Genomic DNA, 24,861 nt, shown 5'->3' with positions numbered 1-24,861 from the left:
CGCTACCAGCTGCCGCCGCCTCCACCGCCGCCACCGCCACCGGAGAACCCACCGCCACCGGAGAACGAGCTCCCGCCACCGAAGCCGGTGCCGCTGAACCCGCTGCCGCCGCTGCTGGACGGGACCGGGGTCGAGGCGCTGATCAGGGTGCCGGTGATGAAGCCGGTGTTGAAGCTGGTCAGGCTGTGATAGTTGCCCGAGTACCAGTACGGCATCGCGTCGGGGATCCGGCCGAGCTGGACCATCCGGGCGCACACCTCGGCCCACCGGTCGGCCAGGTTGAACGTGATCGCCCAGGGCAGGTAGCGGGAGAAGATGTCCTCGCCCTCCTCGAACCGCAACTGCTCGGCCTCGGCCGTCTCCAGGTAGGTCTTGAAGCCCTCGACCTGGTCGCAGACGGCCCGCCCGTCGGGGGTACGGCGACCGCGCCGCAGCTTGCTGCGCAGCACGATCAGCGTGATCACCAGCGGGGCCAGCGGGATGGCGATCCAGAACAACGGGATGCCGACCGCGAACGCCCCGAACGCACCGATGACCGCGACACCGAAGCCCGCTCCCCCGGACGTGCTCGCTGACGGCACCTTGAGGAACCAGCCGCGTTGGGTGACCTGGTTGCGGACCGCGGTCTGCATCGAGGTGTGCGCGGTGACCATCGCGCCCTGCTTGGACAGGTCCTTCACGGTGCCCGGCGGCTGGCCGTCGAACAGCTTGCTGAGCAGGGTCATCTCGTGCGGCGCGGCCGCCCGGTTCGGGTCGACCAGGGTGACCCGGAAGTCGTCCGGGCCCTCGCTCTGCACGGTCAGCGCGCCGCGGACCGCGAGGTCGATGATCGTCGCCGCGGTCTCCCGGGTGTCGACCTGACCGTCGATCAACAGGCCGGCCTCGGCGACCGGGATCTTCGGCGGCGAGAACGCGACCGGGATCTGCATCTTCGGGTCGTGCTGGACCACCGGCGCGGTCTGGCCGGCCAACGGAACGGTGCCCGGCGCCAGCCCGGCGTAGCGCTGGTCCTGGCCGTTCTTGCGCCACCACAGGTAGCCGATGATCGGCGGGGCGATCATCACCACCGCGCCGAGCAGGCCGAGCACCCCGAACATGATCATCTCGCCCGGCGTCAGCTTCGACCCGTCCGGCTCGAGATGCGGCTGGTTGTCACTGATCAGCCCGGGCTTGATCATGACGGCGATGGTCAGGCCGTCACCGGAGGTGAGCTGGGACTGGCTGAAGGTCGCGGTCGAGGCGGTCTTCTTCGACTGCTCCTCGCACTCGTCCTTGCTGGTCGGCGGCCCGACGTAGCAGTTGGTGTCCTGGGCGCCGCCGGGAACGGTCGCGGTGATCAAGATGTCGTTGAGGGTGGCCGACCAGCCGGTGCCGATGGCGTCCCAGTACAGCTCGTCGTAGTCACCGCTGGTCCGCATCGCTCCGCGTACCTCGTACTTGATCACGTACGTCTCGGAGCGGGACACCGTCTCGTCGGGATCGCCGATCCGGACCCGGGTCTCGACCGTGCGGCCGCTGTCGTCCTCGCTGGTCGACTCCTTGTAGCCGTCCGCGGCGCCGGTCGGGCTCTCCACCGAGACGATCTTGAGGTCGTAGACGGCGTCGTTCTCGTCGTCGTACTTCTCCCGGGTGACGAAGGTACGGTCGATGCCGTGCCGCCCCGAGCTGCCGAACTCGTAGTCGATGGTCTCGGTGACGTGCAGCACGCCGGCCTCGTCGACCTTGTAGTCGATCTTGTACGAGCTGATCTCGTCGCTCGCGCCCCAGGCCCGCCCGGCGGTGGCCAGCGCAAGCCCGGCGACCAAGATCATGGCCGCGAGGATCAAGATCAATGATCTTGGAACGGGTTTGACGACCTCGGCCCGGACCCTGATCCTGCTCGCGACCCGCCGCATCGACTCATTCACCCCTGTTCCGGGCCGCGAGGGCCCGCTCGGCTTCCCGGCGCGACTCCCGTTCGGCGATCGAGTGACGTTTGTCGTACTCGCGCTTACCGGTCGCTACCGCGATTTCCACCTTGGCATATCCGGAGAGGAAGTAGATGGACAACGGGACCAGTGTTGACCCGGTGGAGGTCAGGTCCCGCTCGATCCGGCTGATCTCACGCCGGTTCAGCAGCAGTTTCCGGGTCCGGCGGGCGGCGTGGTTGGTCCAGGTGCCGTGGCTGTACTCCGGGATGTGCGCGGCGCGCAGCCACACCTCGCCGTCGTCGACCGTCGCGAACGCGTCGGCCAGCGAGGCCCGCCCCTCGCGGAGGGCCTTGACCTCGGTCCCGGTCAGCACCAGGCCCGCCTCGTAGGTGTCGCCGATGGCGTAGTCGTGGCGCGCCTTGCGGTTCTGCGCCACCATGGTCCGGCCGGACGGGTCCTTGCCCGCCTTGCCGTTCTTCGTCGTCTTCTTCGCCATCGTCCGTTCCTTGCCGTGGTACGTCAGTCTGCAAGAGTATCCGGCCGCGGTAGGTGGCTGTCGAAGCGTTTCCGGGTCAGCGCAGCGCGCCGACCGTGCGCGGGTCGACCGGCCGGCCGGTGTGGCTCGACTCGATCGCGGCGAAGCAGAGCCGCAGCCCGGGCAGCGACGTCCCGGCGGCGTTCGCCGGGGCCCGGCCGTCGTGGATCGCGGCCAGCAGCTCGGCCATGGTGCCGTGCATCCCGTGGCTCCACCAGGTGCCGTCGAGATCAAGAGTCGTCGAACCGTCCGCGGTCGTCACCGTGGCGGAGGGCCCGCCGAGCGATTCTCCCTGGTGGGTGATCACGCCGGACTCGCCCTCGATCCGGTACCGGCCGGACTCGGCGAAGTGGCTCGCTCCGCGGAACAGCAGCGTCGCCTGACCTTGATCGAATTCGATCACCACGGAGGCCACGGTCGGTACGTCGATCGACTGACCGCCGACCGAGCCGGTGGCGGCGAACACGGACCGCGGCTCGGCGCCGGCGAACACCTGGGCCGCGATGTCGAACCAGTGGATGCCGAAGTCGTACAAGATCAGATCCGCCATCGTGGAGAACACCGGATCGTGCTCGACCACCTGGTCGTGCGGCCAGTGGACGGCGAAGTCGGCGGAGCTGACCCGACCGATCGTGCCGGCCCGGACGGCGGCGAGCAGGAACGCGAAGTGCGGCGCCCAGCGGCCGTTCTGGTTCACCGCGAGCAGCCGGCCGGCACGTTCCGCGGTCGTGATCAACTCCTCGCCCTCGGCCAGGTCGCGGACGAACGGCTTCTGGCTGAGCACGTGCTTGCCGGCCGCGAGGGCGCGCCGGACCAGGCCGGGCCGGACGTCGACGTGGGTGGCGATGTCGATCACCGCGATGTCGTCCCGGGCGAGCAGGTCGTCCAGGTCGGTGTAGACGTCGGCCTCGGGGAAGAACTCGTCCCGCCGGGCGATCGCCTTCGGCTCGGCATGATCACAGAGCGCGAGCACACGGTAGCCGGCGGCACGATAGGCGGTCAGGTGCATGCCGCTGATCCCGCCGGTGCCGACGACGGCGATGCCGAGCTGCGGGCCGCGTTCCGGCTTGGGTGCGAAGTCCAGGACGGACAGGTCCGGGCCGCTCATGCCGGGGTTCCCTGGTCCCGCAGGGCGACCTCGGCTCCGGTCCGTACGCTCTCCCGGGCCGCGTCGACGATCAGCTGGCCGCCGCGGGAGATCTGCCAGGACGTGGGGCCCTCGATGGGCAGCTCCTGCTCCAGCCTGCTGATCAGGTACGCGAGCGCGGACTGCTCGGCGGGCTCCAGCACGTCCACCGGGATCGCGGTCGGAGCGGGCTCGTCGACGGTCTGCACGTGGATCTCGGCGGCGTAGTCGAGGCTCATGATCGTTCCCCGGCTGCCGACGACCACGAAGCCGTGCTTGGGCTGGCCCTGGATCGCCCACGGGTCGGTGAAGGAGCCCCACTTGGTCTGGAACACCGACAGTCCGGTCGGGTAGCGGGCGATCACGACGGACTGCTCGTCAACCTCGAGCCCGGGCGGACCCCAGGTCTGCGCGGTGACCGCGGTCGGCAGCGTGCCGTCGCGGTACCAGGTGGCCAGCGTGGTTCCGTACCCGAGATAGTCGAGTAGCGCACCGCCGCCGGCCTCGGCCGAGTACCACCAACTGTCGTTCTTGGCCGCGAGTTGATCAGCTTCGGCCTTGCCGTGGACATGGTGCAACGGGCCACGGTTGCCGTTGTAGTAGTGCACCTCGAGGACGTCGCCGATCAGCCCCTCGGCGATCAGCCGCTTGGTGGTGCGGTGCGGCGGATACCAGGCCAGCGGCCAGTTCACCGACAGGGTCGGCACCCGACGCGCCCTCGGCGCCTCGGCCACGGCCGTGATCATCGCGTCGGCGGCCTCGATCGACACCGCGAACGGCTTCTCCAGCACGATGTGGACGTCGTCGCGGGCCAGCCGCCGGACCAGCGCGAGATGGTCCCGGGTGGTGGAGCAGACGATCACGATGTCCGGCCGGGCCTCGGCCAGCAACGTGTCCAGGTCGGTGTAGCGCAGGGCCTGATCGACGCCGAGATCGTCCGCGACCGGCGCGACCTTGGCCGGCTCCGGGTCCCAGACCCCGACCAGTTCCGCATCGGGATGGGCCAACGCGAGAGAGATCTGGTCGCCGGCGTGCATGTGATCGAATCCGGCGACGGCGATGCGCCAGGAGGGCGACGGCATGTGAGGGCTCCTTCGCTCGGGTCGCACCAGCCTAGTGGCGTCTGACGCGGCCCGAGTCTGTCGCGGGACCAAGCCACGTCACGTGCCCCTCGGCACCGCTGCCGCCTAGAGGCCGATCGCCTGCCGGGCCGCGGCCAGCACCGGCTCGGTGACGGCGCGGGCCCGCTCGGCGCCGGCGGCGAAGTACGCGTCCACGTCGGCCTTGTCGAGGCTCCGGTACGCGCGCTGCAGCGGTTCGAGCTCCGCGAGCACCGCGTCGATCACGCCCTGCTTGAGCGAACCCAGGTCCGGGTGATCGGCGACCACGGTCTCGATCGAGCAGCCTCGGCAGCCGGCGGCGATCTCGATCAGGTTGGACACGCCCGGCCGCCGGACCGGGTCGTGGCCGACCTCGCGCTCGGAGTCGGTGACCGCCCTCTTGATCTTGCGGGTGATCACGTCGGGCGGGTCGAGCAGGAACAGCACGCCGCTGACCGCGTCGTTGGACTTGCCCATCTTCTCGGCCGGATGCTGCAGGTTCATCACCCGGGCGGCGACCGGCGGATTGATCACCTTCGGCACCACGAACACCTCGCCGTAGCGGCGGTTGAACCGGATCGCCAGATCACGGGTGATCTCCACGTGCTGCCGTTGATCTTCGCCGACCGGCACCTCGGCGGCCCGGTAGAGCAGGATGTCGGCCGCCATCAGCGCCGGGTACGTGAACAGCGAGACCCGGGTCTCCGGCCGGCCGCGGCCCTTGTCCTTGTACTGGATCATCCGGCCGAACTCGCCCATCGTGGCCGTGCATTCGAGCAGGTATTGCAGGCCCAGGTGGGCCGGCACCTCGCTCTGCCGGAACAGGCTGTTCCGGTCCGGGTCGACACCGGCGGCGACCATGATCATCGCCAGTTCATCGGTCCGGGCCCGCAGGGTGGCCGGGTCGTGTTCGGTCGTCATCGCCTGCAGGTTGCAGATGCCGTAGAAGCCCTCGCCGGCGGAGTCACGGATCGGCCGCAGCGCCCCCAGATAGTTGCCCAGGGTGAGGCTGCCGCTCGGGGTCAGCAGACTGAGCCGGCGCGCCGGATCCGGCGCCGTGACAGGGATCCCGGGCTCGGTGGCAGTGGTCTCGGTCATGATCGTCTTCTCGTTTCCGGTGGGGCCCGCGCGCCGGAGCGTGATCATGAGAACAGCCGCCCGGGATGCGGGCGGCTGATGGGATTTCGTACGCAGGATTCAGTGGCCGCCGCTCAGGCGGGCCACCACTGCCCTGTCATACGCATAACCGCAGGATAGCAAGGATCAGCGGTAGCCGCTGGCCTGGATCCGGTAGAGCTCGGCGTACGGCCCGCCCAGGGCCAGCAGGTCGGCGTGGCTGCCGTACTCGGCCAGCCGGGAGCCGTCCAGGACCAAGATCAGGTCGGCCATCCGGACCGTGCTGAAGCGGTGCGAGACCAGGACGGTGATGCCGCCATCGTGCCGGTCGGCGGCCGACTCGGCGTAGCGTTCGAACAGTTCGTGTTCGGTCTCCGCGTCCAGTGCGGCGGTCGGTTCGTCGAGGACGGTCAGCAGTGGGCCGGTCCGCATGAAGCCGCGGGCCAGCGCGAGCTTCTGCCACTGCCCGAAGCTCACCTCGGCACCGTCCGGCCAGGTCGGCCCGAGCTGCGTGTCCAGCCCGTACGGCAGCCGTTCCAGCACGTCACCGGCGCCGGCCCGGCCGACCGCCCGGACGACGGCCGGTTCATGATCGACTTCGGGCAGGTCGCCGAGCCCGACGCTGGTCCGGGCCAGGAACTCGAACCGGTAGAAGTCCTGGAAGCTGCCGGCCAGCCGCTCCCGCCAGCGGGCCGGGTCGATCCGGGCCAGGTCGGCGCCGTCGACCAGGACGCGGCCCACGGACGGGCGGTAGAGACCGCAGAGGAGCTTGACCAGGGTGGACTTGCCGGCGCCGTTCTCCCCCACGATCGCGATCACCGCACCCGCCGGCAGGTGCACGGTGACGTCCTCCAGCGCCAGCCGGTCGGCGCCGGGATAGCGGAACGAGACGTCGGCCAGGTCGATCCCGGAGCCCAGCCGTTCCGGCGCCGGCCGGTCGGCGCCGGGCACCTGGCTCGCCGCGTAGCGCTCCAGCCAGACCAGCCGCCGGGAGCCGTCCAGCCAGGTGCCGCGGAGGAAGCCGATCTCGCCGACGGTCGCGCCGATGTAGCTGGACAGCCGGGCGCCGGCGGCCATGATCAACAAGACGTCGCCGACCGGCGAACCGCGCAGCACGACGAACACGATGGCGCCGACGTAGCCGAGGCCGAACACGACCCAGGCGACGGCGTGCGCCGCTGCCGTACCCCAGCGGGCCGCGGCGACCGGCCGGAACCAGCGCTCCCACTCGCTGCGCCGGCGGGCGACCAGGCCGGGCCCGATCCCGGTCACCCGGACCTCCTTGCGGGCCGCGGCCGTGGTCGCCGTGCTGAACAGGTGCTCGGCCAGCCGGGTGTGCCGGGCCACCCGCTCCTCCACCCTGCGCTCGACGGCCGGCCGGATCGACGAACTGAACACGGGCGGCAGGCCGAACACCAGCAACAGGAGCAGCAGCGGGTGAACCGAGGCGAGCAGGCCGAGGGTGACCGCCAGCCGGAGGATCCAGCCCAGTGTCCCGAGCACCGACATGTACATGTGGTCGAGCACGAAGACCTGGTTGCGCAGCACGGAGAGGCGGTCCAGATATTCCTGTCGCTCGTGCAGTTCGATCCCGCCGATCGAGGCCTGCAGGGTCGCGATGTGTGACTCGAGGCCGACCGTCACCTTGTCCCGGAACCGCCGGGTCAGCCGGGTGCTGAGCACCCGGAGCAGCCAGCTCGCCGCGACCGAGACCGCCATCAGCGACACCGAGACCATGATCATCGTGCCGTCCCGGGCGACGATCGCGTTGCCGAGCCACTGCAGCCAGAGGGCCAGCAGCGCGTCCGGCAGGGCCGCCAGCAGGGTGATCCCGAGCGAGACCAGCAGCAGAACGGGCTCGTGCGAGTAACCGAGCCGGAACAGCCGCCACATCGACGCCAGCGCCGGCGGCAGGTCGTCCGGGTCCGGGCCGTCGCCGCGGTCAGCCGAGGACATCGAACGCCACCCCCTCCTCGTCGAAGCCGGCGTCGAACCGTCGAGCCTGCAGCTGATACATCGTCCGGTACCGGCCGCCGCGGTCGATCAGTTCGTCGTGGCTGCCCTGCTCGATCACCCGGCCGTGCTCCAGCACGCAGATGCGGTCCGCGAGCCGTACCGTCGAGAACCGGTGCGAGATCAGGATCGTGGTCGCCGAGCGGGTCGCCGCGAGCACCCGTTCGAAGATCGCCAGCTCGCCCCGGACGTCCAGCTGGGCGGTCGGCTCGTCCAGCAGCACCAGCCCGGCTCCGGTCCGCACCGCATGCAGCGCGCGGGCCAGCGCGACCCGCTGCCACTGGCCGCCGGACAGGTCGGTGCCGCCCGGATAGCCCTTGGCCAGCACGGTGTCCAGCCCGGCCAGCCCGTCGGCGCCGGCCGCCGCGAGCGCGGCCCGCAACTCGTCGTCGGACGCCGGACCCGCCGGCGCTACGTTCTCCCGCAGCGGCAGCTCGAACCGGACGAAGTCCTGGAACACCGCGGTGATCCGTTCCCGCCAGGCGGCCAGGTCGAGGTCACGGAGGTCGACGCCGTCCACCTCGATCGAGCCCTCGTCCGGGTCGTACAACCGGCAGAGCAGCTTGGCCAGGGTGGTCTTGCCGGCGCCGTTCTGGCCGACGATGGCGAGCGAGCCGCCGGCCGGGATGGTGAGGTCCAGGCGGTCGAAGATCAGCCGGTCGGTGCCGGGATAGCGAAAGGTCACACCGCGGAACCGGATCTCCCGCACCGGGGCGTCGTCGGCCGGCCGGTGCGCCGTGGTGGCCGGCTCCGCCAGCGCGCCGCGGTCCCGCATCGCCCCCCGCAGCCGGAGCACGGCGGCGACCGGGGCGGCGGCACCGTCGAGGGCCCAGTTCAGGCCGCCGAACGCGATCAGGCTGACGCCGACCGCGCTCTGGGCGAAGACGACGATCCGGTCGATCGTGAGCCCGCCGGTGACCCCGGCGAAGCCGAGCGCCCCGAACACGGCGGCGTTGCCGGCCAGCACGATCAGCAGGCACAGCAGCACCGACTTCTCCCGCAGCCGGGTGGCCCGGTACTGCAGGTCGAACAACTGCTGCCGCCGCGCGACGAACCGCTCGACCACCCAGCCGGCCAGCCCGAACAGGCGCAACTCCTTGGCCGGGGCCGGATCGGTCGCCAGCCGGTACGCATACTCGGCGTGCCGTTGCGCCGCCCGGACCTCCGGCGTGTTCCGGTCGGCCCAGACGCCGCTCTCCCGGAGCAGCCAGTGGGTGGCGAGCCAGCAGCCGACGAGCACCGGCGGCGCCCACCAGGCGAACCCGAACAGCACGATCGCCGACGCCGCGCCGCCGATCGTGCCGAGCAGTCCGGCGGCGATGAAGTCCACGTTGAGGAACATCGGCGGCCCGGTCATCCCGCGGTCGAACTCGCGGGCCACGGTCAGGTCCTCGGCCAGTTCCGGATCCTCCAGGTGGGCGATGCCGGGCGGCTCCACGCAGGTCCTGGTCAGGGTGTCATTGAGCCAGGCCGAGACCCGGCTGCCGAGGTTCATGCTGACCGCCTGCAGCACCGGCGGCAGCAGCTGCATCACCAGGAACAACCCGCCCGCGAACACCAGCGGCCCGGCCAGCGAGGAGCCGGTCGCGACCGCGCCGACGACGGCGCCGGTGGCGATCGCGAACACGGCCGGCACGATCCCGCTGAGCAGCAGCAGCGTCCACCACAGCACGGTGAGCGGCAGGTCGGCCTTCGGCAGCACCCCGAAGAACTTCCACTCCTGCCGCTCCCGGAGCCGCGCCAGCGGTGATTCGGTCACGGAACTCACCCTGTCACCGCCCGCCGACAGTGGATTGGAAAAATCCGCAGACCTCCGGGCGGGGGCTCAGTCGACGACGCGGACCGTCCCGGAACTGCCGTCGACGGTCACAGTCCGGCCGTCCAGCAGCGTGGTCGCCCTGGGCACGCAGATGACGGCCGGGATGCCGTACTCGCGGGCGACGGTCGGGCCGTGCGCCATCGGCGATCCGGTCTCGGTGACGAGGCCGCCGGCCGTCAGGAACAGCGGCGTCCAGCCCGGGTCGGTGGTGACCGCGACCAGGATGTCCCCGGGCGAGAGCCGCGCGGTGGCGGGATCGTGGACGACCCTGGCGGTTCCGGTCACGGTGCCGGCCGCCGCGGGCATGCCGACCAGGAGGCCTTCCTCGGCGGCCGGTTCGGCGGACGGGAGATTCTCCGGCATCGTCCCGTCGGAGAGCAGGACGCCGGGCACGCGAGGACGACGGGTCTCCCGCAGATGATCGGCCCGGCGGGCGGCGGCCAGGCCCCGCTGATCAGCCCCGGCCGCGGCCGCCGCGGCCTCCTCGAGGGTCAGGAACCAGATGTCGCCGGGTTCGGTGAGGCGGCCGAGCCGGGTGAGCTCGGTCCCGGCCTCCCGCAGCTGCTTCCGGGCGGTCTGCAGCGGGAAGAGCCAGACGTACTTGGGCAGCTCCCGGAGCCCGGCCAGGGCCCGGGACCGCCGCAGCAGCCAGCCGGCGACCGCGCCGCGCAGGGGCCGGGTCCGCATCGCCCGGCCGACCAGCAGGTCGAGTGTCTGTTCGGCCTCGACGGCGGCCCGGGCGAACCTGCGGTCCGGTCCCTGATCGGAGTCGTCCACCCGCAGGTAGCCGGCGATCGCGGCGAACAACGGCGCCGGGTCCTCCGCCCAGCGGGCCACGCCCACATCGATCTCGGCCGCGCCGCGATGCCCGTAGTCCGCCAGAAAGCCGTCCAGGCCGAGGTCCGGCAGCTCGCCGGCCCGGTACCGTCGGGACAGTTCGCCGGGGGCCGTGTCGAGCAGCAGTTCGCGGTGCGCCCGGGCAGCCTGCGCCAGTTGCCACAGGCGCAGGTCCATCTCGGTGGTCACGTTGTACGGCATGCCGCGCTGGGTGGCGTCGATCTCGCCCGGTTCGGCCACCCGCCCGAGCAGGGCGGCGGCGAAGCGGCTCGACGACAGGCCGGCGTAGAGGGGCGGCAGCAGCTCCATCATCGGCCCGGTGAGCACCCGGTCCTGGGCGTTGGCCGCCGCCGTGATCAGGCCGGCCGCATCGCTCGGGTACCCGGCCGCCGCGTCCGCGGCACGTGCCTGGTCAGCCAGCCGGAACGCGCGCCGCCGGGTCCGGCCGGGCAGCGCCAGGGCGGCCACCGAGCCGGTGAGCAGGCTGGGTACCACCTTCGCCGCCACGTTCATGATCGACTTCAGCGGCAGCGTCCGGCCCGGTTCGGGAGACAGCCTCGGGTCGTCCAGCAGGCGGGTCGCGGCGCCGGCGACTCCGGGGCCGTAGATCTCGAACATGGCCGGGATCCGGGGCCGGAGCCGCCGGTCGCGGAACATGAAGGTGAGATCGAGGAACATCCGGCCGGCGATCGGCACCATCGCGTCCTGGGTGCCCGTCAGTCCGTACGCCTCGAACCAGTGGTCGGCGGCCCGGGTCAGCACCGACATGCCCATCGGCGTCACCGGGGCCCGCAGGCCCTGCATGTGGCCGACCTCGAGGAACACCCGGAGGCCGCGGCCGTCCTGGTCGGGCACCGGGAACAGCGTCGTGACCGGCCGGGCCTGCAACTGCCACAGGACGCCGTCGTGATCGAAGGCCCATTCCAGGTCCTGCGGGCCACCAAGATCATGTTCGATCCGCCGGCCGGCGCTGCGCAGTTCCTCCAACTGGGGCAAGGAAAGGCAGCCGTGCGGGACCGGCCGGTCACCGTCGCGCAGCTCGAAATGATCAGCTGCGCCGGTGCCGTCGACCACGCCGGTGCCGAGCCCGGGCACCGCGTCGATCACCAGTTCGGACCTGGTGCCGGTGATCGGGTTCGCGGTGAACGTCACGCCCGCCGCCGCCGGATCGATCATGCGCTGGACGACGACGGCCATCGCAGCCGGCCCGTCCGCGTGACCGCGCGCCTCGCGGTAGGCGATCGCCCGCGGCGTCTCCAGTGATTCCCAGCAGGTACGGATCGCGGCGAGCACCGCCTCGCCGTCGGCCACCCCCAGCACCGTCTCCTGGACGCCGGCGAAGCTGGCATCGGGCAGGTCCTCGGCCGTCGCACTGGACCGGACCGCGACCCGGCCGCCGCCCAGCTCTCGATAGGCCGAGAGCACCGCGTCGGCAGGGATCCGGCCGTGCCGGTAGGCCTCGGTGGTGACACAGAAACCGGCCGGGACCCGCTCCTCGGACTTGATCAACTTGGCCAGCCCGGCGGCCTTGCCGCCGACCAGGTCGACCTGGTCTTCGCCGATCGCGGACAGCGTGACGATCTCCATCGGAAGCCTCCTCAAGACGCACGAATCTGCATGCGCCGACCAGGCTTCCCGGCTCTCCTTGATCACCAAGCTACACCGTGATCAAGGAACCGTCGATGGTCGACCGCGCTTGCGAATTCGTACTGTTAGTGACTAACATTTCCGGCATGGGACGACGGGAGCGGACGCGCAGCGCGCTGCTGGAAGCGGCGGCGGAGCTGTTCCTCGAACGCGGCTTCGACGCGACGACGACCCGGCAGATCGCGGACCGGGCCGGGGTCAGCGAGATGACCCTGTTCCGGCACTTCCCGACCAAGGAAGCCTTGCTGCTCGAGGATTCCTACGATCCGATGATCGCGGAGGCGATCCGGGCCCGGCCCCGGTCGGAGGCGCCGATGCGGGCCGCGCTGGCCGGGCTCGAGGAGAACTGGCGGCGGATCCCGGCCGCGGAGATCACCGCGTTGCGGGACCGGCTGCGGATCCTGGCCGAAGCGACCACGGTCCGCAGCCTCCGGCACGGCACCGACCAGACCCGGGCCGCCGTCGCCGCCGCCCTCGTCGACCGCGGCACCACGGAGGCCGAGGCGGGGATCGTCGCCGCGGCGGTGATCGCCGGCCTGACCGCGGCGTTGGTCGACTGGGCCGGGACCGAGCCGGATCCCGCCAAGTCCGCCGATGCCGATCTCATCGACACGGTCGTCGGCGCCCTGCGGGTGCTGGGAGGTGGCCGCGATGCTTGAACTGGACGACGTGAGCCGGACGTTCCGCGGCGGTGCGGGCGTGACCGGGCTGGCCCTGCGGGTCGAGCCGGGCGAGATCGTCGCGCTGGTCGGCTTGAACGGGGCCGGCAAGACCACCCTGATGCGGCTGGCCCTGGGCATGCTGCGGCCCGACCGGGGCGTGGTACGGATCGCCGGCGCTCCCCTTCCACGGGTGCCGCGTACGGCCTGGCGGCGGGTCGGGCAACTGGTCGAGGTGCCGCTCGCGTACCGGGAGTTGACGGTGCGGCAGAACCTCCGGCTGGCCGCCGACCTGCACGCCGCCGACCCGGGCTGCGTCGCCGAGGCGCTGGCCACCTGGCGGCTGGACACCCTGGCCGGACGTCGCACCGGCAGGCTGTCACTGGGCAACCGGCAGCGGGTCGGGCTCGCCGCCGCCCTGCAGCACGATCCGACGCTGGTGATCTTGGACGAGCCGAGCAACTCGCTGGACCCGGCCGCGGTGTTGATCTTGCGCGACGTGCTTAGGCGCCGCGCCGCCGCCGGCACCGCGGTCCTGGTCAGCAGCCACCATCTCGACGAGGTGGCCCGGATCGCGGACCGCATCCTGCTGATCAACGGCGGCCGGCTGATCGGCGAGCTGGATCCCAGTGGGAGCGAACTGGAACGCGCCTTCTTCGACCGCATCCACGCAGATGATCAACACCGGACGGACGGTGATCAGGCATGAGGGCGGCCATCCGGGTCGAGGCGATCAAGCTCACCCGGTCCCTGGTCGGGGTGATCGGCAGTGCCGCGATCATCGGCGGCGTGCTGGTGCTGGTCGGCGGGATCACAGCGGCGATCCGGTCCGGCCGGCCGGACCTGACGGCCAAGCTCGGCGCCTCGGCGACCGCGGACTGGCCGGGTCTGCTCGCCGCGTCCGCGCAGATCACCGCGGCCGGAGCCTTCGGCGGGTTCGGCATCGTGCTGGCCTGGATGTTCGCCCGCGAGTTCACCGAGGGAACGATCACCGGCCTGTTCGCCCTGCCCGTCGGCCGCGGCAGCATCGCGTCCGCCAAGATCATCGTCTTCGCCGGCTGGGCGCTCGCGGTGAACGTCATGATCATCGCCGGTCTGACCGGCGTCGGCCTGCTGCTCGGGTACGGGCTGCCGGCCGGACCGGACCTGTCCGGCCTGGGCCGGCAGTTCGTCCTCGGGATCCTGACCGCCGCGATCACGCTCCCGGTGGCCTGGATCGCCACCCTCACCCGCTCCCTGCTGGCCGGGGTGGCGGTCACCGTCGGGCTGGTCGTCGTCGGCCAGGTCGGGGTGCTCGCGGGCGCGGGCGGCTGGCTGCCGATCGCGGCACCCGCCCTCTGGGCGCTCGGTCAGGGCCCCGGGGTCTCGCCCGGCCAGTTCTGCGTCCTCGGGCTGTTCGTGATCTTGTCCGCCGCGCTCACCGTGCTCAGCTGGGTTCGGCTGCAGCTCGACCGCTGACCGCGGCGGGCCCGGGCCGCCGGATCAGCCGGACCGCGAAGGCGGTCGTCCAGGCGAAGCCGACGAGGAACGACACCAGCTCCAGCAGTCCCGCCGGGCCGGTCGCGACGATGCCGCGCTGAATCAGCCGGTACGCGATCCCCGCGGCCACCGCCGCGCCGGCGACGATGATCGCCGATGCCACCGAAACCCTCGCCCACCCTCGGTTCCTGGTCCGGCCGAACCAGCGGCCGGCCGCGATCCCGGCGCCGACCAGACTTCCCGGCACGCCGCCTCGAACTCTAGATCACCCGGACCCCCGAGGCACCCGCCTTCGGCGTCAGGCAGGCGCGTCCCGGCGGGTGAAGCCGGCCAGGGCGACGGTGATCAGCAGCCCGGCGATCATGGTCAGGCCGAGGAAGTTGAGGGCGGTCGGGCCGTAGGCGGGGCTGGCGTGGGAGAACGGCGAGACGGCCCGGAACACCCACTCCGGCAGCAGGTGGGCCTTGACCGCGACCTCGGCGGCGACGCCGATCGCCAGACCGATCCACCCGATCGCCATCGCGGCCCGCGGGACGAGTCCGAAGGCAGCTGCGGTCACGCCGGCGATCACCCAGACCGCGGGCGCGTACCGGACCGTCAGGCCGAGCATGTGGACCAGTTCCTGGCCAAGGTCGCCGTTCGCCGTACCGCTGCCGAGACCGAGGCCGACCCCGAGCGCCGCGAGGATCAGCACCGGCCCGCCCATCCCGAACAGCAGATGGCTCAGCATCCAGCGTGCGCGCCCGATCGGTTCGGCCAGCACCGCCTCGACACCGCCCTCGGTCTCTTCGGCGCGGAGCCGCAGTGTGGTCATCACGGTGTACAGGCCGACCACGATGGCCATGGCCCCGATGATGTACGTGAACAAGGCATCGGCGACGCTCTCGGCATTGATCGCCCTGGCGAAGTCGATCACCCAGGGCGACTCGGCATACTCCGCCATGGCACCGGAACCGACCATGCCCATGATCATCCCGAACGCGACCGCGGCAACGATCCAGGTGATCAACATCGCGCGATGGAGCCGCCAGGCCAGGCCGAACGGTCCACGCAGGGATGCCGGGGCCACCGGCGCACCGGACCGCGCCGGGACCGCTCCCGCACCAAGATCACGACGGGCGGCGATGGCGTACGCCAGCGTCCCGAGCAACAGGACCCATCCGGCGATCAGGGCGAACACCCACCACTGCTCGCCGGCGAACGGCCGGGTGTGCTCCAGCCAGCCGTTCGGCGTCAGCCAGACCAGCCACTCGGTCGAGGCGCCACCCATGGCGCCGATGCCGCGGACCAGGTGGAAGGCGTAGAACAGGGCGAACCCGCCGATCGCGGCGACCCGCGCGTGCTGGGTCAGCTGCACCAGGATCGCCGTGGTCGCCGCGGTCAGCCAGACGCCCGACCCGACGACCAGCCCGAAACAGACCGCGCCGGCGAACGCGAAGCCGGCCAGCGACAGGGCCGCGGCGCAGACCACCGCGATCACCAGCCCGGACCCGAACAGCACGGCCAGCACCGCGGTCAGCGGTGCCAACCGGCCGATGCCGGTCGACCCGAGCAGCTCCCGCCGGCCGCTCTGTTCGTCGGCCCGCGTGTGCCGGGCCACCAGCAGCGCGGCACCGAGCGCGGCCACCGTCAGGGCCACCGGAGCGGCCCGCTGGACCAGCACCGCGCCGAGGCTGGTGCCGAAGAGCTGACCCTGGAAGAGCAGGAACATCGGCGTCGCCGCGACCTCCGCGAACCGGGCCTGCCGGGACGCCTCGGTCGGATAGACCGCGGCGGCGGTAGCGACCCACTGGAGGACGGTGCCGATGATCATCAGCAGCCAGAGCGGCAGCAGGACCCGGTCCCGGCGCAGGATCAGCCGGATCGACGTCCCGGTGCCGGCGAGGGCGGTCATGATCCGACCGCCGTCACCGGTCGGGTCTCGTAGTGCCGCAGGAAGAGCTCCTCCAGCGTGGCGGGCTGCACGACCAGGTCGCGGGTGCCGACCGTACCCAATTCGATCAACAACGCGTCGAGCCCGTCGCGGTCCACCTCGCAGCGCACCTGCCGACCATCGACCGTGACGTCGTGCACGCCGGTCAGCTGGGCCAGGCGCGGCGCCGGGCCGGCCAGTTCCGCGGCGACGGTGGTCCGCGACAGGTGCCGCAGCTGCTCCAGCGTTCCGGCCTCGACCGTACGGCCGTCGCGGATGATCGTCACCCGGTCGCACAAGGTCTCGACCTCGGCCAGGATGTGGCTGGACAGCAGGACCGTACGGCCCCGCGCGCTCTCCTCGGCCACGCACTCGCGGAACACCGACTCCATCAGCGGGTCCAGCCCGGACGTCGGTTCGTCCAAGATCAACAACTCGACCTCGGAGGCCAGCGCCGCGATCAGCGCCACCTTCTGGCGGTTGCCCTTCGAGTAGGTACGGCAGCGCCGTCGAGGGTCCAGGTCGAACCGCTCGATCAGCTCCGCCTTCCGCTGCGCGCTCGGCGCGCCACGCATCCGGCCGAGCAGGTCGATCACCTCGCCGCCGGTCAGGCTGGGCCACAGCGTGACGTCACCCGGCACGTAGGCCAGCCGACGGTGCAGCCCGGTCGCGTCGCCCCACGGATCGCCGCCGAGCAGCCGGACCGTGCCCTGGTCGGCGCGGAGCAGGCCGAGCAGGATGCGCAGGGTCGTGGTCTTCCCGGCGCCGTTCGGCCCGAGGAAGCGATGCACCTCGCCGGTCTCGATCGTCAGCTGCAGACCGTCCAGGGCCCGCACCGTGCCGTACTGCTTGATCAGGTCCTTGATCAGAACGGCCTCACTCATCGCCGGCCCGCTTCCCGTGGCGCGCCTGTTGCCGGAGTTGCTCCTGCGCAACGACCGCGCTGCGGATCTGCTGCCCGACCTCGGAGCCGACGAATTCACCCATCGCCGCGTAGAGGTCGAGGATCGACAGCGCCACCGACGCGTTCGGCCCGAGCGGGTCGACGCCGAGCCACCGAGCCAACTGCGCGTGCAGCACGATCGTGCCGCTGTGCATGGCCGCCATCACCGCGGCCGCGGACTTGGCTGCGGCGGACCCGGCCTCGAACCGCTCCGGGAAGGTGGCGGTCAGGAACTCCTCGGCCCCGGTCGCCAGCTGATCGAACACGAACTCCGCCGCGGGCGTACCGTCGGTCGCCGCCCGGGCGAGGTAGCGCAGCAGCGGCGGGCTCGTCGTGGACAGACTCGACAGGAAGCCGGGGTCGCCGAGTTCTCCGTCGGCGGCGGCCGCCGTCAGCCGTCGCCGGAACGCGTCGATCACGGCCTCGTCGCAGGCCTGCCGCAGCGCCTCCTTCGAGCCGTAGTGGTGCTGGACCAGGCCGATCGAGACTCCCGCCGCCTGGGCGACTCCCTTCATCGTGGCCCCAGTGAAACCGTGCTGGGCGAACTCGGCCAGCGCCGCATCCCGGATCCGAGCCCGGGCCGTCAGATCCGCGGCCGGGCGATCCCCAGTGTCCTGAAGTTATCCCATGCCACAGACAATATCAGCATATTGTCAGCAATACGAAGATATTGTCCCGGTGGATCAGTCCTTCTCGCGCCCACCCCGGGTCGCGTGATTGCTGGCCAGCTGGCCGAAGGCCTCGGCCTCCTGGATCGACCCGGTCACCAGGATGGTGTCGCCCGCGTGCAGGACGGTCTCGGCGGTGGCGTACGTCCACGGCTGCCCGGGCGGGCGAACCGCGGCGACGGTGACGCCGTGCCGGGCCCGGACCTTCGTGTCCCCGAGGGCCTTGCCGATGATGTCGGCCGGCGGCGACGTCTTGACCAGGGCGAAGTCGTCCCCGACCTCGATGTAGTCCTGCATCCGGCCCCGCACCAGGTGGGCCACGCGCTTGCCCATGTCCTTCTCGGGATAGACCACGTGGTGGACGCCGAGCTGGTCCAGGATCGCGCCGTGGGCGTCGCTGACCGCCTTCGCCCAGATCTCCTGGATCGGGAACCGCAGCAGCAGCGACGTGGTCAGCAGACTCGACTCGATGTCGGTGCCGATCGCGACCACGGCCCGGTCGAACTCGGGCACGGCGAGTTGGCGGAGCGTGTCCTCCCGGGTCGAATCGCCCTGTACGACATGGGTCAGCTGGCCATTGAGGCTCTGCACGATGTCTTCGTTCGCGTCGATGCCCAGCACGTCCACGCCGGTCTCCATCAACTCCAGGGCCAATGCCTGGCCGAACCGGCCCAGGCCGATGACGACGACGGAGTCCGCATGCGCGACGTTCGCCGGGTTGATCCCACCGAACACTTTGAACCTAGCCAATGATCGGCCTTTCCTTCGGAAGCTCGTAGGTACGCCCGCGGCCGCGGAGCGCCAAGGCGGAGGCGAAGGTGATCGGTCCCACCCGGCCGATGAACATCAGGGCCACCAGGATCAGCTGCCCGGCGGCCGGCAACTGCGCGGTGATCCCGGTCGACAGCCCGACGGTCGCGAACGCCGAGATCACCTCGAACAGGACCCGGTCCAGGCTGAAGTCCGTCATCAGGATCAACGCCAGCGTGCTGATCACGACGACCGCCACGGCGAGCAGGGCGACGGAGATCGCCTGCCGATGGACGGCCCGCGACAGCCGCTTGCCGAAGATGTTGACCGCGCCCTCGCCCCTGATCTCGCTGAGGATGATGAAGAGCAGGACGGCGAAGGTGGTGATCTTGATCCCGCCCGCCGTGCCGGCCGGCCCGCCGCCGATGAACATCAGGACGTCCATGCCGAGCCAGGTCGCGCTCTCCATCGCCCCGATGTCGATGCTGTTGAAGCCGGCGGTCCGGGTCTGGACCGACTGGAAGAACCCCGCCAGCAGTTTCGCGGGCCAGTCGAGTCCGCCGAAAGTGCGCGGATTGGACCACTCCAGGGCCGTGATGAAGATCGTTCCGGCGATGATCAACAGGGCGGTGCCGGACAGCACCAGCCGGGTGTTCATCGTCCACAGCCGCGGGTTCCGCACGTGTTTGCGGAGCTGAATGATCACCGGGAACCCGAGCCCGCCGAGAATGATCGCGGCACACATCGAGAGGCCGACGACCGGGTCCGCGACATAGCTGATCATGTTGTCCGAGAACAACGAGAAGCCGGCGTTGTTGAAGGACGACACGGCATGGAAGACACCGATCCAGACCGCCTCGCCGAGCGGCTTGCCGTACCTGATCATGAACCAGACCGTCAGCACGGCGGCGACCACGGCCTCGACGGCGAGCGAGATCCGGACGATCCCGAAGACCAGCGACCGGACCTCGTCCAGCCCCAGGCTCTTGGCCTCGGTCGCCGTGGTCAGAGTGGACCGGTACGAGAGCCGCCGCAGGACCGCGATCCCGACCACCGACGCGAACGTCATCACGCCGAAGCCGCCGACCTGGATCAGCAGCAGGATCACCGTGTGACCGAACCCGGTCCAGTGGGTCGGGGTGTCGACCGTGATCAACCCCGTGACACAGAGCGCCGACACGGCCGTGAACACCGCCTCGAGCGGAGTGGCTCCGCCCTCGCCGACGCGGGCGATCGGCAGCATCAGCAGGAAGGTGCCGATCAGGCCGGTGGCGAGGAAGCCGACGAAGATCGTCCGCGCCGGATGGAAGCCCAGCATCCGGCTGGCTCGAATTCTCGATCGCCTCGCGACGCTGGTTCGCACGCAGGTACGTTACCCAACGCGGGTGCCCTCCCCCGACATCCGGCGCCCGGACGCGCGACATCCGGGGCCGCCTGGGGCTAGAACCAGGACATCGGGTTCTTCATGTCGCCGTCCAGCCAGACCATCAGGTGCAGGTGGCAGCCGGTCGAATAGCCGGTGCTGCCGACGTACCCGATCACCTCGCCCTGCTCCACCCGCTCACCGACACCGACCGTGTAGCGGATGGCGTGGTTGTAGGCGGTCGTCACGTACCGGCCGTCGACCTCACCGTGGTCGATGATCAACCGGTTGCCGTACCCGGAGTTGAAGTAGCGCTCCTCGACCCGGCCCTTGTACGGCGCCCGGATGGCACTGCCGCACCCGGCGCCGAAGTCGGTCCCGTCGTGCAGCTTCCAGTAGTGCAGCACCGGATGGAACCGCATCCCGTACGGCGAGGTGATCGGCGCGTCGACCGGGTAGTCGAAGCCGTGCGACGCCGACGAGTTGGACGACTTCTTTTTCTTCTTGGGCTTCTTCTTCTTCGGCTTGTCGTCGTTGTCGTCGTTGTTGTTCGAGTCGGAGTTCCGCTCCGCGCGCTCGGCTTCCTCCCGCTCGGCCCGGGCCCGCGCCTCGGCCGCCTTCTTCCGCTTCTCGGCGGCGATCCGGGCGGCTCGCGCGGCAGCGGCCTTGCGGGCCGCCTCGGCCTTCTCCCGGGCGATCCGCTCGGCGATCCGCTTCTCCACGCTCTCGCGCTCGGCGACCTGCTGCTGGTACTGCTGCTTGTCGGCGGCGAGCTGGTCGGAGGCGGCGGACTCCGCGGCCTGCTTCGCGTTCAGCAGCGAGGCGACCTCGTCGGCCTCCGACTGGGCCTTCGCCTCCAGCTCGCGCTTCAGGACCAGGTTCGCGGCCGCAGCCTTGCGATGGACCTGGTCCTCCTTCTCGATGTCGGTCTGCTTGACCCGGGCCGCGTTCAGGTCTCGCTGGGCGTCGGTCAGCTCGATGATCCGGGCGTTCGAGGTCTCGATCATGGTGTGCGACCACTGCGCCCGGGTCTGCAGATCGGACAGCGAATTGCTCCCGACCAGCAGCGCGATCGGCATCAGGTTGGTCTTCTGCTGCACCTGCTGGCGGACCACCGCGGCGGCCTGCGCCTCCTTCTGGTCCAGCTTCAGCTGCCCGGCCTCGACCGCGGCCTTGGCCGCCTTGAGCGCGGCCTGCGACTCCTTGAGCTTCGCGGCCATCTGCTGGTCGACCCGCTTGGCCTCGGCCAGCTCCGCCTCGGTCTTGGCCAGCTTCGCCTGGGCGGCCTCGACCGCGACCTGCGCCTGCTCGACCGCGGCGACAGCGTTCTGCAACTGCGCGCTGGACTCGTTGAGCTGCTGCTTGGTCTGCTTGAGTTGCGCCTCGACCTTGGCCTTCTGGTCGTCAAGATCGTCGGCGGTTGCGAGCCCGCTGGGCAGCGCGATCGCGACAGCGGTCGCGACCACGATCACGAGCCAGGCCCGCATGCGGCGAGCGAGCGGCGACAGTTGTCGGCAAGGGGGACGACCCCCTTGAACCCCCGCCCCGCTCCGCAAACGGACAGGGACGTTCTCATCTTGCCGAGAGGCGAGTCGACCGGCGCCGCTGGTGGCGGGCGCCTGCTTCGGCCGGGCGAAGCGACCATCGTTCTTCGGTGCTTCGCTGTCGCCCGGAACGCCCTTTCGGGCGTAGGGAAGATCCGGAACCACAGCTTTCCCCAATCACAGATTTCGATTTTCGCCGCTCAGCCCCGAATCTGAGAGCGTTTTTGAGAATGCGAAGTCAGCTCACACTCTCAAGTACTTTCTGGTTGTTATCAGCGTGGGAATGATAGACAGAAGCAACCCGACGATCGCAACCCCTCCCATGGCCAGGAGCGTCTGAGGCGTCCCAATCCACGGAAAACTCTGAAGTGAAGCTTGAGCCCGCAGGGTGATGAAGTAAACACCTGTTGCCAATGTGACACATGCGAGGGTGGCCCCAACCAGGGCGGAGACGATCGCTTCCAACAGGAAGGGAAGCGTGATATAGAGGTTGCTCGCTCCGACCAGGCGCATGATGCCGATTTCCCGACGCCGCGCAAACGCCGCCAATCGAATGGTGTTTCCAATTTGCAGAGCGGCCGCGATGAGGAGCAGCGCGGACGCGATGATGGCGGTCCATTGCAGCAGATTCAGCCATTGGAAGAACGGCTCGAGAACCTTGCGCAGGTCCTGCACGATGTCGACGCCGGGCAGGCCGATCACGGCACTCATGACGCCCTCGTAGTGCTCCGGGTTCTTCAGCTTCACCCGGAACGACTCCTGCATGTCCTGCTCGGTCAGGACTGCGCCGAGCGGGTTGCCGCGGTAGGTCTCCTGGTACTCCGCGAACGCCTCGGCCTTGGTCTCGAAGTAGACGCCACCCTCGGCCACCTCCGGGTTGCTCTTCAGGGTGCGCTCGATCTCGTCCTTCTGGGACTGGCTGATGTCCTGCCCGGGCGTACACATCTCGCCCCGGGTGTCCTTGGTGCAGAGGAAGATCGAGATCTCGATCTTGTCGTACCAGTCGTCCTTCATCAGGTCGATCTGCTGACTGGCCAGCAGGCCCGAGCCGAACAGCGACAGGGACACCCACATGGTCATGATGACCGCGAGGGTCATCGTCAGGTTGCGCCTCAGCCCGTTCAGGGTCTCGGAGACGATGTGGCGGAAACGCATCAATCAACCTCAATCACGAAACACGTCCAGTACACGAGCGGGGGCCGGCCTCAGTATCCGTAGACACCGCGGCTCTGATCCCGGACCACGATTCCCTCGTCCAGTTCGATCACGCGCTTGCGCATCTGGTCGACGATGGTGGAGTCGTGGGTGGCCATCAGCACCGTCGTATCCGAACGATTGATCCGGTCCAGCAGTTTCATGATCCCGACACTGGTGGCCGGGTCGAGGTTTCCGGTCGGCTCGTCCGCGATCAGGATCTTCGGCCGGTTCACGAAGGCGCGGGCCACCGCCACCCGCTGCTGCTCACCGCCGGAAAGCTCGTCCGGCATCCGGTCGCCCTTGCCGTCCAGGCCGACCAGGTCGAGCACCTCGGGCACCACCCGGCGGATCACCGAGGCGGGCTTGCCGATCACCTGCAGCGCGAACGCGACGTTCTCGTGCACGGTCTTGTTCGGCAGCAGCCGGAAGTCCTGGAACACGGTGCCGATCTGGCGCCGCATGCCCGGGATCTTCCAGGAGTGCAGCCGGTTCAGTTCCCGGCCCGCCACGAAGACGCGGCCGGTGGTCGGCCGCTGCTCCCGCAGGATCAGGCGGAGGAAGGTGGACTTCCCGGAGCCGGAGGCGCCGACCAGAAAGACGAACTCGCCCTTCTCGATCTCGACGTCGACCTCGTTCAGGGCGGCCCGGCGTTGGTTGTCGTAGACCTTGGAAACACTCTCAAAACGAATCACAGTTTGCGCCTCGGCCGGGCTAGACGATCTGAGCGCGCCGCATTGACGGCACCGGGAACCGGCCGGGGTCGAGTCTAGGTGACCTTTTCGTGATCCAAGACCATTGGGTGCCGCGGCGAGTCGGCGGCGCTCACTGTCCCGGGCTCAGGTCGCGCGCTGCAGGGTGCGGTACTCCGCCTCGGTCAGGCCGAAGGTCCAGGCAGCCGCGCTGACCGGGTCGTCGACCGAGGCCGGCACGACGAGCCCGTAGCGGCGCCTGGTGCCGTCGCGTTCCACCGTGGCGTTCGTACACAGCAGGACTCGGGACGGTTCGGCGAAGTCGTCGCCGGGCAGCTCGTACAGGGACAGCGTCTGGCCCGGATTGGCCGGATCGGCCACGGGTTCGCCGACCCGGGTCAGGCGGGCCCGCTCGATGAACCAGTCCCAGCCCTGCCGTTCGATCGCGCAGCGGCGGACTTCCGCGTTCGGCTCGGCCAGGATCCGGTCGACGGACCATCCGGCCTCGACCAGGTCGGCGGGCACCGGGACACCGTGCCAGAAGTGGAGCCCGTCGCCGTTCGGCCACCGGATCGCCGGACCGGTCCCGTTGTGCAGCCGTTCCGCTGGTCGCCAACCGCCCTCCGACAGCGGCTCGAGGTGCACCTCCGTCGGTGGGTCGGAGACCATGACGAAGTCGCGGTACGGCCACCACGGCCCGGCCGACGAGGCGTCCTCGTGCGCGCGGCTCCGGGTCCAGGCGGAGCGGCCCAGGCGCAGCTGTACGACATCACGGAAGTACGCGACGATCCCCTGCGCCGCCCTGGCCCCGAAGCGTCCGGGCAGCCAGGTCGGGGCGGAGGCGTTCCCGCCCCACTGGAGGGAGCGGGTCAGCGACGCATGGACCGCGTCGTCGAGGTCGGCGGGGGTGGCTTCCGGGACGGCTCGCCGCACCACTGTGTGCACGGCGCCACGTGCTGCATCGCTCACGACCCGGCGCGCGGCCTCGCGTTCCGCCTCGCGGCTTGCCTCGGTCTCATCAGGCAGCTGGGTCCGCAGCTTTGCATAGGCCTCCGCCCAGGCCCGGCTGACCCCGGCTGCGGTCTCTCGTTCGTACCCCAGAACGATTTCGCGGGTGACCGAACCGACAGCCGAACTGCCGTCCCCGTCGACTCGGCCCTGGAGCGACCATTCCAGCTCCTGGTACAGCGCGAACTCCGCAGCATCGAACACCCGGCCGATCACGTTCACCGCATCGGTGATCAAGAGGTTGAGACGATCGTCGTCCGCCATGATCGTCACGGTGCCGGTCCGGAGCAGCCGGATCGCAGCCTGGGCCGCCGGTGCCGCGATCTCGCCCACCATGGGCGACCCGACCCGGACGACGACGCTCGGCCAGGGGACGTCCGCGTAGCCGTAGCACGCACGGGCGCCGGCCTCCCAGGTCGCCCACTCCGCCTCCGTCAGGGATCCCGGCCGCTGGTTGCGCTCGATCCAGTCCCGACCGAAGGCCCGTACCCGCGCCAGTTCCTCGTCGCGGCTCAGCCGTTCCACGGCGCGTCCGACATGGGCCAT

General features: G+C 70.4%; 21 protein-coding genes. 3 read left to right on the top strand and 18 right to left on the bottom strand.

Going from position 1 to position 24,861, the window contains the following annotated elements; all coding sequences use genetic code 11:
* Positions 1-2: 2 nt before the first annotated feature.
* The 8 genes from ACFQU4_RS00590 to ACFQU4_RS00555 all read right to left on the bottom strand — a co-directional run bounded on the left by ACFQU4_RS00590 (position 3) and on the right by ACFQU4_RS00555 (position 12,043).
* Positions 3-1,907, bottom strand: coding sequence for a DUF2207 domain-containing protein (locus ACFQU4_RS00590; protein ID WP_377485608.1), 1,905 nt, complete (start codon positions 1,905-1,907; stop codon positions 3-5).
* Positions 1,900-2,406 (bottom strand): SsrA-binding protein SmpB, encoded by a 507-nt coding sequence (smpB, locus tag ACFQU4_RS00585; protein ID WP_377485606.1) that lies wholly within the window; start codon positions 2,404-2,406, stop codon positions 1,900-1,902. Before smpB ends, ACFQU4_RS00590 begins: the two co-directional genes overlap by 8 nt.
* 76 nt (positions 2,407-2,482) lie before the next feature.
* Complete coding sequence (locus ACFQU4_RS00580) at positions 2,483-3,553, bottom strand: Gfo/Idh/MocA family protein (RefSeq protein WP_377485604.1); 1,071 nt, start codon at positions 3,551-3,553, stop codon at positions 2,483-2,485.
* Positions 3,550-4,653: a Gfo/Idh/MocA family protein gene (locus ACFQU4_RS00575; protein WP_377485602.1), complete on the bottom strand. Its 1,104-nt coding sequence runs from the start codon at positions 4,651-4,653 to the stop codon at positions 3,550-3,552. Before ACFQU4_RS00575 ends, ACFQU4_RS00580 begins: the two co-directional genes overlap by 4 nt.
* 105 nt (positions 4,654-4,758) lie before the next feature.
* On the bottom strand, positions 4,759-5,769 hold the full coding sequence (gene trpS, locus ACFQU4_RS00570) for a tryptophan--tRNA ligase (protein ID WP_377485600.1): 1,011 nt from the start codon (positions 5,767-5,769) through the stop codon (positions 4,759-4,761).
* Positions 5,770-5,934: 165 nt separating this feature from the next.
* Positions 5,935-7,743, bottom strand: a complete 1,809-nt coding sequence (locus ACFQU4_RS00565) for an ABC transporter ATP-binding protein (protein WP_377485598.1) — start codon at positions 7,741-7,743, stop codon at positions 5,935-5,937.
* Positions 7,730-9,559 carry an ABC transporter ATP-binding protein gene (locus tag ACFQU4_RS00560; RefSeq protein ID WP_377485596.1) on the bottom strand — a complete coding sequence of 610 codons (1,830 nt, stop codon included), beginning with the start codon at positions 9,557-9,559 and terminating at the stop codon, positions 7,730-7,732. Before ACFQU4_RS00560 ends, ACFQU4_RS00565 begins: the two co-directional genes overlap by 14 nt.
* A 66-nt stretch (positions 9,560-9,625) precedes the next feature.
* Entirely contained in the window at positions 9,626-12,043 is a 2,418-nt protein-coding gene (locus ACFQU4_RS00555; RefSeq protein WP_377485595.1) for a PEP/pyruvate-binding domain-containing protein, read from the bottom strand.
* 146 nt (positions 12,044-12,189) lie between these two features.
* Here ACFQU4_RS00555 and ACFQU4_RS00550 point away from each other — a divergent pair, with 146 nt between their 5' ends.
* Genes ACFQU4_RS00550 through ACFQU4_RS00540 form a run of 3 tightly spaced genes read left to right on the top strand, consistent with a single transcriptional unit; the run spans position 12,190 to position 14,220 of the window.
* Positions 12,190-12,762 (top strand): helix-turn-helix domain-containing protein, encoded by a 573-nt coding sequence (locus ACFQU4_RS00550; protein ID WP_377485594.1) that lies wholly within the window; start codon positions 12,190-12,192, stop codon positions 12,760-12,762.
* Positions 12,755-13,471: an ABC transporter ATP-binding protein gene (locus tag ACFQU4_RS00545; RefSeq protein WP_377485592.1), complete on the top strand. Its 717-nt coding sequence runs from the start codon at positions 12,755-12,757 to the stop codon at positions 13,469-13,471. Before ACFQU4_RS00550 ends, ACFQU4_RS00545 begins: the two co-directional genes overlap by 8 nt.
* Positions 13,468-14,220 carry an ABC transporter permease gene (locus tag ACFQU4_RS00540; protein ID WP_377485590.1) on the top strand — a complete coding sequence of 251 codons (753 nt, stop codon included), beginning with the start codon at positions 13,468-13,470 and terminating at the stop codon, positions 14,218-14,220. The genes ACFQU4_RS00545 and ACFQU4_RS00540 overlap by 4 nt, the downstream gene beginning before the upstream one ends.
* Here ACFQU4_RS00540 and ACFQU4_RS00535 read toward each other — a convergent pair.
* The 10 genes from ACFQU4_RS00535 to ACFQU4_RS00490 all read right to left on the bottom strand — a co-directional run bounded on the left by ACFQU4_RS00535 (position 14,189) and on the right by ACFQU4_RS00490 (position 24,861).
* A complete protein-coding gene (locus ACFQU4_RS00535) occupies positions 14,189-14,488 on the bottom strand; it encodes a hypothetical protein (RefSeq protein ID WP_377485588.1) in 300 nt (99 codons plus the stop codon). The genes ACFQU4_RS00540 and ACFQU4_RS00535 overlap by 32 nt on opposite strands.
* 51 nt (positions 14,489-14,539) lie before the next feature.
* Positions 14,540-16,135 (bottom strand): ABC transporter permease, encoded by a 1,596-nt coding sequence (locus ACFQU4_RS00530; protein WP_377485586.1) that lies wholly within the window; start codon positions 16,133-16,135, stop codon positions 14,540-14,542.
* Positions 16,132-17,037, bottom strand: a complete 906-nt coding sequence (locus tag ACFQU4_RS00525; protein WP_377485584.1) for an ATP-binding cassette domain-containing protein — start codon at positions 17,035-17,037, stop codon at positions 16,132-16,134. Before ACFQU4_RS00525 ends, ACFQU4_RS00530 begins: the two co-directional genes overlap by 4 nt.
* Positions 17,030-17,665 (bottom strand): TetR/AcrR family transcriptional regulator, encoded by a 636-nt coding sequence (locus ACFQU4_RS00520; RefSeq protein WP_377487316.1) that lies wholly within the window; start codon positions 17,663-17,665, stop codon positions 17,030-17,032. Before ACFQU4_RS00520 ends, ACFQU4_RS00525 begins: the two co-directional genes overlap by 8 nt.
* Positions 17,666-17,779: 114 nt before the next feature.
* Positions 17,780-18,514, bottom strand: a complete 735-nt coding sequence (locus tag ACFQU4_RS00515; protein WP_377485582.1) for a potassium channel family protein — start codon at positions 18,512-18,514, stop codon at positions 17,780-17,782.
* Positions 18,507-19,877 carry a TrkH family potassium uptake protein gene (locus ACFQU4_RS00510; protein ID WP_377485580.1) on the bottom strand — a complete coding sequence of 457 codons (1,371 nt, stop codon included), beginning with the start codon at positions 19,875-19,877 and terminating at the stop codon, positions 18,507-18,509. Before ACFQU4_RS00510 ends, ACFQU4_RS00515 begins: the two co-directional genes overlap by 8 nt.
* Before the next feature lie 77 nt (positions 19,878-19,954).
* Positions 19,955-21,364, bottom strand: a complete 1,410-nt coding sequence (locus ACFQU4_RS00505; protein WP_377485578.1) for a peptidoglycan DD-metalloendopeptidase family protein — start codon at positions 21,362-21,364, stop codon at positions 19,955-19,957.
* A gap of 300 nt (positions 21,365-21,664) precedes the next feature.
* Positions 21,665-22,576 carry a permease-like cell division protein FtsX gene (gene ftsX, locus ACFQU4_RS00500; protein ID WP_377485576.1) on the bottom strand — a complete coding sequence of 304 codons (912 nt, stop codon included), beginning with the start codon at positions 22,574-22,576 and terminating at the stop codon, positions 21,665-21,667.
* 50 nt (positions 22,577-22,626) lie between these two features.
* The gene (ftsE, locus tag ACFQU4_RS00495; protein WP_377485574.1) at positions 22,627-23,310 is read right to left on the bottom strand and encodes a cell division ATP-binding protein FtsE; all 684 of its coding nucleotides are present in this window, start codon (positions 23,308-23,310) and stop codon (positions 22,627-22,629) included.
* A 144-nt stretch (positions 23,311-23,454) separates the two neighbouring features.
* Positions 23,455-24,861, bottom strand: a complete 1,407-nt coding sequence (locus ACFQU4_RS00490) for a DUF6745 domain-containing protein (RefSeq protein WP_377485572.1) — start codon at positions 24,859-24,861, stop codon at positions 23,455-23,457.

The organism is Microlunatus sp. GCM10028923 (genome assembly GCF_042666975.1).
In the GTDB taxonomy this organism is placed as follows: Bacteria; Actinomycetota; Actinomycetes; order Propionibacteriales; family Propionibacteriaceae; genus Microlunatus.
This window is presented reverse-complemented; position numbering and strand designations above follow the sequence as displayed.

Bases quoted from the DNA above. Each gene is read 5' to 3' on its own strand.
- ACFQU4_RS00575 (WP_377485602.1), bottom strand. From the start codon at position 4,653: ATGCCGTCGCCCTCCTGGCGCATCGCCGTCGCCGGATTCGATCACATG.
- ftsX (WP_377485576.1), bottom strand. From the start codon at position 22,576: ATGCGTTTCCGCCACATCGTCTCCGAGACCCTGAACGGGCTGAGGCGC.
- ACFQU4_RS00540 (WP_377485590.1), top strand. From the start codon at position 13,468: ATGAGGGCGGCCATCCGGGTCGAGGCGATCAAGCTCACCCGGTCCCTG.
- smpB (WP_377485606.1), bottom strand. From the start codon at position 2,406: ATGGCGAAGAAGACGACGAAGAACGGCAAGGCGGGCAAGGACCCGTCC.
- ACFQU4_RS00545 (WP_377485592.1), top strand. From the start codon at position 12,755: ATGCTTGAACTGGACGACGTGAGCCGGACGTTCCGCGGCGGTGCGGGC.
- ACFQU4_RS00490 (WP_377485572.1), bottom strand. From the start codon at position 24,861: ATGGCCCATGTCGGACGCGCCGTGGAACGGCTGAGCCGCGACGAGGAA.
- ACFQU4_RS00505 (WP_377485578.1), bottom strand. From the start codon at position 21,364: ATGCGGGCCTGGCTCGTGATCGTGGTCGCGACCGCTGTCGCGATCGCG.
- ACFQU4_RS00580 (WP_377485604.1), bottom strand. From the start codon at position 3,553: ATGAGCGGCCCGGACCTGTCCGTCCTGGACTTCGCACCCAAGCCGGAA.
- ACFQU4_RS00565 (WP_377485598.1), bottom strand. From the start codon at position 7,743: ATGTCCTCGGCTGACCGCGGCGACGGCCCGGACCCGGACGACCTGCCG.
- ACFQU4_RS00550 (WP_377485594.1), top strand. From the start codon at position 12,190: ATGGGACGACGGGAGCGGACGCGCAGCGCGCTGCTGGAAGCGGCGGCG.
- trpS (WP_377485600.1), bottom strand. From the start codon at position 5,769: ATGACCGAGACCACTGCCACCGAGCCCGGGATCCCTGTCACGGCGCCG.
- ACFQU4_RS00530 (WP_377485586.1), bottom strand. From the start codon at position 16,135: ATGACCGCCCTCGCCGGCACCGGGACGTCGATCCGGCTGATCCTGCGC.
- ACFQU4_RS00555 (WP_377485595.1), bottom strand. From the start codon at position 12,043: ATGGAGATCGTCACGCTGTCCGCGATCGGCGAAGACCAGGTCGACCTG.
- ACFQU4_RS00525 (WP_377485584.1), bottom strand. From the start codon at position 17,037: ATGAGTGAGGCCGTTCTGATCAAGGACCTGATCAAGCAGTACGGCACG.